Annotated in this window: 5 protein-coding genes and 1 pseudogene; 2 read left to right on the top strand and 4 right to left on the bottom strand. The window is 60.7% G+C overall.

Annotation, left to right across the window (positions count from 1 at the left end):
• Nucleotides 1–518: 518 nt before the first annotated feature.
• The 3 genes and pseudogenes from ltrA to GSQ89_RS07875 all read right to left on the bottom strand — a co-directional run bounded on the left by ltrA (nucleotide 519) and on the right by GSQ89_RS07875 (nucleotide 3918).
• The gene (gene ltrA, locus GSQ89_RS07890; RefSeq protein ID WP_174254835.1) at nucleotides 519–1811 is read right to left on the bottom strand and encodes a group II intron reverse transcriptase/maturase; all 1293 of its coding nucleotides are present in this window, start codon (nucleotides 1809–1811) and stop codon (nucleotides 519–521) included.
• 588 nt (nucleotides 1812–2399) lie between these two features.
• Nucleotides 2400–3285, bottom strand: a pseudogene (locus GSQ89_RS39115) (IS630 family transposase); the annotation flags it as partial.
• 303 nt (nucleotides 3286–3588) lie between these two features.
• Complete coding sequence (locus tag GSQ89_RS07875; RefSeq protein ID WP_158923741.1) at nucleotides 3589–3918, bottom strand: hypothetical protein; 330 nt, start codon at nucleotides 3916–3918, stop codon at nucleotides 3589–3591.
• Nucleotides 3919–4083: 165 nt separating this feature from the next.
• Between GSQ89_RS07875 and GSQ89_RS07870 the strand changes: the two genes are divergently transcribed.
• The gene (locus GSQ89_RS07870) at nucleotides 4084–4467 is read left to right on the top strand and encodes a hypothetical protein (RefSeq protein WP_158923740.1); all 384 of its coding nucleotides are present in this window, start codon (nucleotides 4084–4086) and stop codon (nucleotides 4465–4467) included.
• 89 nt (nucleotides 4468–4556) lie between these two features.
• Here the strand turns inward: GSQ89_RS07870 and GSQ89_RS07865 are convergent, their stop codons facing one another.
• A complete protein-coding gene (locus tag GSQ89_RS07865; RefSeq protein WP_158923738.1) occupies nucleotides 4557–4832 on the bottom strand; it encodes a hypothetical protein in 276 nt (91 codons plus the stop codon).
• 1029 nt (nucleotides 4833–5861) lie between these two features.
• On the opposite strand from GSQ89_RS07865, the gene GSQ89_RS07860 reads away from it, so the two are divergent.
• A complete protein-coding gene (locus GSQ89_RS07860; protein ID WP_158923736.1) occupies nucleotides 5862–7754 on the top strand; it encodes a BTAD domain-containing putative transcriptional regulator in 1893 nt (630 codons plus the stop codon).
• The last annotated feature ends 318 nt before the right edge of the window (nucleotides 7755–8072 follow it).

Genomic DNA, 8072 nt, shown 5'->3' with positions numbered 1-8072 from the left:
AGCGAACGTCGGCGCGCGTGCGGCGCACACTCGGCGCAGTAGATGTGGCCCCGGTCGCAATGGCTGCAAATGAGCGCCTGGGCACGACAACCTGGGGCCGCGCATAGAAACAGCCGGGCTTGCGGCAGACGATCGTGGTCGCAACCGCCGCTCCCGTCATGCGCCCGCCGATGGCGTGGACGCGCGCCGTCGCGACTGCGATGATGCCCCTGCAATCGTGCCTCTGCACGGTGTAGGGCGCGGCGCCGAAGCAAAACTGGCCAGGTGATGGATCGGCGCCGTGCCTGCCTTCCAATCCCGACAGGTCTACCGCATCACCCTCAAATATCCCGAGGCCAGGCACTCCCCTGGAGTGCCATCCCGGATTGTCCAGGTGGGTCCACAGGGACCTCCCGCCCCTTCGCTTCGCTGCGCGCGAAAGGGCGCTCCGCTTCGGGGCGGGTCCCTCCTATGGACTACCTGGACAATCCGGAGCGCCGAAGCGCAGCACGGCCAGCTGACAACGCTTCAGCAAATAGCTACGGATTTGGAGTGGCTGCGACACCCAGCTTTCCAAAGACCACAGGGTCCGAGAATCGCCGTGTGCCTCGCGAAGGCACCTTGTGGCGCCGCGTCAGGAACCCGCGAACCGACTCGTAGACGTGGTGGTCCGCCGCCCGGTAGGCCATCAGCCGCGTGCCGTAGCTGAAGTAAGTCGCCCAGCCCCGCAGGAGATTGTTCAACCGGGTGCGCACCTCATCCCAAGGAGCAACATTGGAGGGGACCGTGATCTCCGCCACACGCGCCTTGAGGCGTTGCACGCTCTTCTGCGACGGACTGGCCCCCAGATACCAGTGGCCATCCTTCCGGTAGTAGTGCGGTCCGAAGCTGTAGCCCAGGAAGTCGAAGTGTTCCTGCCTCGCATTGCGCAAGGCAGTTTTCGTTTCGTTGACGGTGAGCCCGAGCCTGGTCATGACCTGCCGCGTCCATGCCAGGGCCTCCTCCGCGTATCCGCGGCTGAGGATGACGAAGTCGTCGGCATAGTTCACGATATGCGCTTTGTAGGCCTCACCGCGGCCCTGGTTTCGCCAGTGCCGGAGGAAGCGGTTCATGTAACGGTTGGCCAGCAGTGGGCTGATCACCCCGCCCTGCGGCGTACCGCAGGTGCTTTGCTTGCCACCACTCATGCGCCGCCGTCCATCCGGGTCCGTTTCCTCGACCGGTGCCTTGAGCCACGCCTTGATCAGGCGCAGGACATGGCGGTCGACGATCCGCGCCGCGACCGAACGTAAGAGTTCATCGTGCGGAATCGTATCGAAATACTTCGACAGGTCGGCGTCCACCACATCGGTGAACCCTTGGCACAGCAGTCGGTGCACTTCCTTGACCGCATCGATGCCGCTGCGGCCTGGTCGGTAGCCATAGGCACTCGGTTCGAGGTCCGCCTCGAAGATCGGCTCCAGCACCAATTTCGCGGCGGTCTGCACCACTCGGTCCCGGATCGTCGGGATGCCAAGCGGCCGCTCGCCGCCGCCGGGCTTGGGGATCATCACCCTTCGCACCGGTTGGGGCTGGTACGTCTTGGTTCGCAGTTCCGTCTCGATGCCGTCCAGCCAGTTCTCCAGCCCTGCCGCCTCGATCGCCGCGAAGTCCACGCCATCGACGCCTGGTGCGCCCTTGTTGGCGCGTACCAGGTCATACGCATGGCGCAGTATGTCCGCGCGGTAGACCTTGTCGTAGAGCAGATAGAACCGGAAGTTCGGCTCCGCCTTCGCCTTGAAATAGAGCTTCCTCTGAAGCGTTCTGATCTTATCGGGTGTTGTCAGGCTCATCACCAATCCCGATCCTCGGCTCCTTCGAAAGCGTACCAGAAGTCAGGGCCCTTCCCTCCGCCGGAGTTACCCGGCCTCGACAGTACTATGACCCTGTCCGACACCCGCCTGGGCCGCCGTCCTGCGACGACGTCGAGGCCGCTACCCTCGCCCGCGACGGGTCTCCCCCAATTACCCGGTTCACCCTTTCGACATGCCGTGCCCACTACCCCGATGGACCAGAACGGGTCCGTCTGTCGGTTGCTACCCCGTCCCACTTGGGCCTTCCCCGTTATTCAGGCGGGTCGGCGTCCATGACTTCACTTTCGAGGCCTGCTCAGGCTTTACTCACGTTACGGCCTGCCGGATTGCTCAACCGCCCAAAGGCGGCCTTTGTCACGAGGCTTCGGCCCGCCCGGTTGCCCGAACGAACCGCTCGTCAGCTACCAGGGTCTACCGACAACTCCCTGGGTGGATCCTCCCTCCACTGGTGAACCGCGCCGTTGGGGCGCACTGAATAAGATGGGCTAAACCAGCACGCTTTTCAGCTGCGTCCGTCCGAGCAGCCGTACCCCGGCGAACCATCCCTCGCGTCTGAGACCAACGGCCCTATGAACTGACCGTTTTTGCCCAATCGCGTTGAGTGATCGACCGGATGCGTTCTGGCGGAGCCATCAATGCGTTCCAGGCATCACAGCATGCGTCGACGATAGCCTCATAGCTTTCGAATACACGGTTGCTGAGAAAGTTTTGCCGGAGATACTGCCAGACGTTCTCGACTGGATTGAGTTCCGGCGCGTATGGCGGCAAGTGCAACAAGGCCGGATTGGCCGGCACCACCAACCGGCCACCGGTCTGATGCCAGCCGGCACCGTCCAGGATGATCACCCCGAAGGCGCCCGGCGCGATCGTCCGACCGACTTCGGCCAGGTGCACGTTCATGGTCTGCGCATTGGCCTCTGGTAGAACCCGGCCAACACCGATTTCGCGCGCCGGGCACACGGCGCTAAATATGTAAGCCCAGTCATACCGCAGGTCGCGTAAGGCTGGCGGACGGCTGCCCTGCTCAGCCCAGATATAGGTCAGGCTGCCCTGCTGGCCGACCCGCGCCTTGTCTTGCCACCAAAGCTCGATGGCTTTGCCGCGGGCATGGGCCGGGATGACTTCGGAAACCAGTGCGACAAAGTTTTTTTATGCGCCTCCTGGGCGGAAACCTCTGCCCGCGGGTGCCTCGGACGCACTGAGATATGCCGAAACCCCAGGCGCCGCAGCAGCTTGCCGACACTCCGCTCGTGCAAGTGCAGCCCGAACGTTTCGGCAATCTTCGCTTGCAGATCAATCCGCCGCCAGCGCACCACCCCGTCCTTTCCCAACACCGGCCGGCCCGAACCCAGGCAGCCACCTGTTCCTGCTGCGCCGGCGATAGACGGTCTCGAACACCACCTGCGTGGGGCCGGTCCGATAGACCCGCCACGCCTTCCGCATTGAACCGATGCCAGCAAGAACAATGGGTTGCAGGTCGCCTGGCCCTGAGAGTTCAACTGGGCCAGCCCGCGACCACCCACGATCCGACCACGCATAGATGTTCATCTGACCATCTTCCCAGACAGCCCCACATCCCCCTCCCCCCCGCTGGGACTGCCGGAGGATCGGGGGGGATAGACGTCCAGGTGGACAAATCGACATGCACAGCAGCACTGCGGGTACTGTCCGGGTTTGTGCTCTGGCCGAGGGAGGATGTACGCATGGCGTGGATCAACACGCAGCAGCCGATCGTGCTCTCCCTTTCCCTTTGTCTCTAGACGTCAGCGAGGCATTCGCACACGGTGAGCGCCAACCAATGGCCACAGCAGATCGGCACGACCGCGCCTTCTCCATTTTTGTTTCCGTGGGTGGCCAACGAAGCCCGGGCCACGGCCCGGATCTCCGTCATGGTCCTCGGCGGCCCGCGGCGCATCAGTTCGGCCACCACGTCGGCCCGTCGGCGTTCAAGCGCGGTCATCTGCGCCTCGGTGCGGCGTTCATCGGCGATCGTCAGCCTTTGGGCAACGAGCGCGGTGGCTTCGATCTCGATCTCGATCAGACTATCGCACAGCGCGACGATCGCTGCATCCGGCGAATCAACCATGGCAGCGGGACCTCAGTGCGCAGCCGCCAGCGGCAATGGTCGCCACACTAAAGCCGAGCGCAGCGCGACGGGTGGGGACGATAGTACGGCAGGTAGCCGTTCTCATGAATGACTCCATGTAGATGGTTTGCCGCAGGCGGAGGACTGCGGTTCGCGGCGTGGAGGATGACCGCAGCCAAGGTCTCGACGCCGCCCGGATCCACACTGGAGCCATTCGGCGAGTTGCCAGACTCGCTGAAAAGCGCCGGAATGATCCTGTCGGCGCTGCCGCTCTGCTCCGCCTGCGAGACCGCGGTAGCGAGAGTATTTTCGAGCGCCAGCTGGTCCACGAAACACCTGGCGAACCGGTCGAGGAAACAAAGGTGTCACGTGACGCTGGTCATAAAGACACATGTTACCGACCGTCTGCCCGCCATTGGCGCCAAGCGAGCCGGGATTGCCGCCGCCAAACAGATCGATCATGAGAGCGGTGTCCCTTCCGGTACTTCGGATCGCATTGCAGGCAGTGAGATGCTGTGCCGAGATAGCTGTCCCGGCGGTGACAAATGACATGCTGCCTCCGCAGCTCGTTCGTGTCGCCAAACCATACGTAGGGGTTGTCAGCGAGCGTCTTTGCCGGGCTCGCATACGAGCCAGCCTCAGCGGCCGATTGCGCTCTGCCACACACAATCGGACCACGAGACCGCAATCATCAAGCCTGCCAAATGAGGATTGGCCCACAGCACTAGACCCGGAAGCGCGGCGGTGCCGATCTGATGGACAATTTTCTTGCCACCCTTGAAGATTACCAACTGCGGGGGTCCAATCACCGTAAATCGGGCGGCGGTGCCATCAAGCCAGGCGACATATGGCCTGGAGGCCAGGGTGATGGCCCGCTTGTGTTCCCCTCCCGTGATCTGCTCAATATCACTCATCTCGACGCCCTATAGTTCTATAAAGTTGCGGAAGAGATGATTTGATGGTCCAGGCGCGCCTCACGGACCCAAAGCGGTCACAGCAGAGATTCGCCTGATTCCACGATATCCAGAATCGATCGACTGTTTGATTCTCCATCAAATCATCATAGATTACCACAGCGCAGACATCGATAGCAGATAGACGCCTCATGCAGTATGGTCAAATTCTTGGTATCCTGTCTGTCGACTACAGCATATTCTCGTCGTACCAGACGATAATAGATATATCTGTCAATATACTGTTATTATACTGTAAATCTCGGAGTGCAGGAAGTGGATTGAACGTGATAGGAGCGTGAAACGAGGGATTTGGCGATTCGGTCGGTTCCGCGGCCGATTCGACCCCACACACCGACCTACGTTCGATGCAGCGTGGCCGCCCGCTAGCACACGCGTTTGTGCAAAGACGAACCGCCAATTGTAATTTTAGTTGGTGGGCACCACTCATGCACGAAGGTGAATCGACGTTAATTTGCTCGTACCAGCACCCGCGACTCGACACGAGTCTGATCAAGTTTTTTTGTTTCGTATCGATATATTGCGGAACTTGCGGGCATCTCGTGTCCGACCGTTGAGGGGCAGGACGATTGCCCATCGCCCAGAAATCGATGGCATGAAACCGTTGAGATTATCGGCCACACTCAGGCGATGACCTATGCCGGAATTCGGGCGAACACAAAGGCATATCTGTGATGTTATGATAACAAGCAACAGCCATAATGATGTCGAGTTACATCTGATGCGCAGTCTCTTCAGGAGACATTTGGGTGGTTAAGCGGCCCGACAAAAATGCCGCCGATATAGCCCTGGCGATATAGCGAAAGATGCGAGACCATGAGCGATCATGCAGCGGTTCGGATCCGCCTAATCGGACCTATGGGGGCCTGGGCTGGGAACGATGAAAATGTGCTGCCGCCCGGACGCAAAACCCGGGCACTGCTAGCCTGCGTCGCCATGGCAGCGCCCCGTCCCGTTTTGCGGAGCCGGTTGATCGAGCATCTATGGAGCCGCAGTTCGGCGAAACAGGGGCGTGCCTCACTGCGCCAAGAAATACACCGCCTACTGGATGCGCTGGCCCCGGCAGAAGCCGACATCCTGATCGTCGCGCGCGGTCACCTGGCCTTTCGGCCAAGCGCGGTCTCCACCGACTTTCAGGAGGTAACGCAGGCGGATTCTACAAGGCCCTCGGCGCTTTCCCTGCTGGATGCCGACTTGTTGGAGGATTTGGAACGAATCGATCCCAAGTTCGACGCTTGGCTGCAAGGCGAGCGTACTCAGCTACGCAACCGCAGTCTCAGAATCGCCGAGTCAATGTTGCAAGGCATTACCAGTCCTGACGAGGCGATCGAGGCAGCAGAACGGGTATTGACGATTGACCGTGTACACGAAGGTGCCTGGCGGGCTCTGATGAATGCCCATCACACACGCGGTGAGCGCGGACTAGCAATCCGAGCCTATAACCGCTGCCGAGCAGCATTAGCGGATACAGTCGATGCAATGCCTTCGGCAGAGACGCAGAAGCTTTCATATGACATCAGGGGCCCTTCATACCACCAAGGGCAGCCTCAACTAACTCCGCCAGTCGTGACCGTCGCCTCACCGGCGAAACCTGGGGTGCTTCAAGAGCCGACGGCCGCGTCAAGTTTTTGCGTAGACGTAACGATTATGTCTGAGGGTACGCGCATCGGCGTCATGCCGTTCCGCCTGATCAGCTCGAGCAACGAACACGCAAGTCTGGCGCAAGGATTAGCAGACGAAATTGCCAACGCGTTATCACAATTCCGATGGATGTCCATTCTCTCATCCGACTCCCTCGACCGCTTCGCGGCTGATAACCGTAACGAGGCCGCAATCAGCCGGGCGTTTGGGTTGGATTTCCTGCTGGATGGTTCGGTGCAGCGAGCCGCCGACAAAGTCCGTGTTAGCTTGCAGCTCCTGGACCTGCGCTCAAGCGCGCAGGTCGTCTGGGCACGCCGCTTCGACTGTAAGAACGACGACCCATTGTCGTTGCAGGATGAAATCGCCGCCGAGGTTGCGGCACAGATCGATCCAGAAATTCCGCTGATCGAGGCGAAGCGAAGCACGAGCCATAAGCCGGCCGATCCAACCGCCTATGATCTGATGCTGCGGGCGATTCCATTGATCGGACAAATTGAGCAGGAGCCGTTCATGCTGGCCGGGCGATATCTGGCCGAGGCGATTGACCTTGAGCCCGACCAAGCCCAATCGTACGCTTGGTATGCCTACTGGCACATGTTCCTCGCTGAACAGCATTGGGCTGAAAACCCGGCGGCAATCATGGAAAAAGCCGGCGTGTTGGCCGAACGAGCCACCGTCCTTGACCCTTTGGACGCGCGCGGTTTGGCCGTCAGTGGCCATGTACGGGCCATTCTGCATCGGCGTTTGCCGGAGGCGATGGTGCTACACGACCGGGCACTATCGCTCAATCCGAACCTGGCAATGGCTTGGGCATTGTCTGCTGCTGCCCACACCTATGCCGGCGACCTGGATGAGGCCGAGCGACGCAATGACCGTTACAAGACGCTGTCGCCGTTCGACCCGCACGGCTTCTTCTTCAACGCCTGCTTCGTGTTGGTCCGCCTGATGAAACGCGACTACCAGACCGCGGTTGACATCGGTCGGGGGGTGATTGAGCTAAACCCGTCGTTCTCGGCGGCCTACAAGCCATACCTTGCAGCGCTGGGATATCTACGACGTGACCGGGAGGCGGCGTCGATCCGACGCCGTTTCTTGGAACGAGACCCGTATTTCACCATTGAGCGCTTCCTGGAAGACACCCCGATTGAGCGGGAATGCGACAAAATGCACTATGCGGAAGGCTTGCGCCTCGCCGGCATTCCGACGGCCTTTCGAGGCTAGCCGGCATTCCCATACGAATCAGGAGGGGTCCTTCAGCTGGTACTTCTGCATAAGGGTTTTGTCGGGTTGCCAACTGGCCCACCCCGCCTCTACCGGATTCGCACTTCTCGGAAACATTCCGGCTGCGTGCTGGTTGGGCCATTAGTGAAGCTTTCTAATCCTGTAGCCCGCGGCCATGGCTGTAAAGCGGTCGAGCCCAGCAAAGATGACGATTGGACCGGGTCGTCCATAGTAGCCGGTCCAGCCGCCAAGCCTTGCACAGACCCAGGTGGCATAGGCCAGCGATCCCGGCGGATGAGGGTTCTTCTGCTTGACCGT

The sequence above is a fragment of the Acidisphaera sp. S103 genome (assembly GCF_009765975.1).
Lineage (GTDB): Bacteria > Pseudomonadota > Alphaproteobacteria > Acetobacterales > Acetobacteraceae > Rhodopila.
The sequence above is the reverse complement of the archived record's forward strand: the minus strand, read 5'-3'. Positions and strand labels throughout refer to the sequence as shown.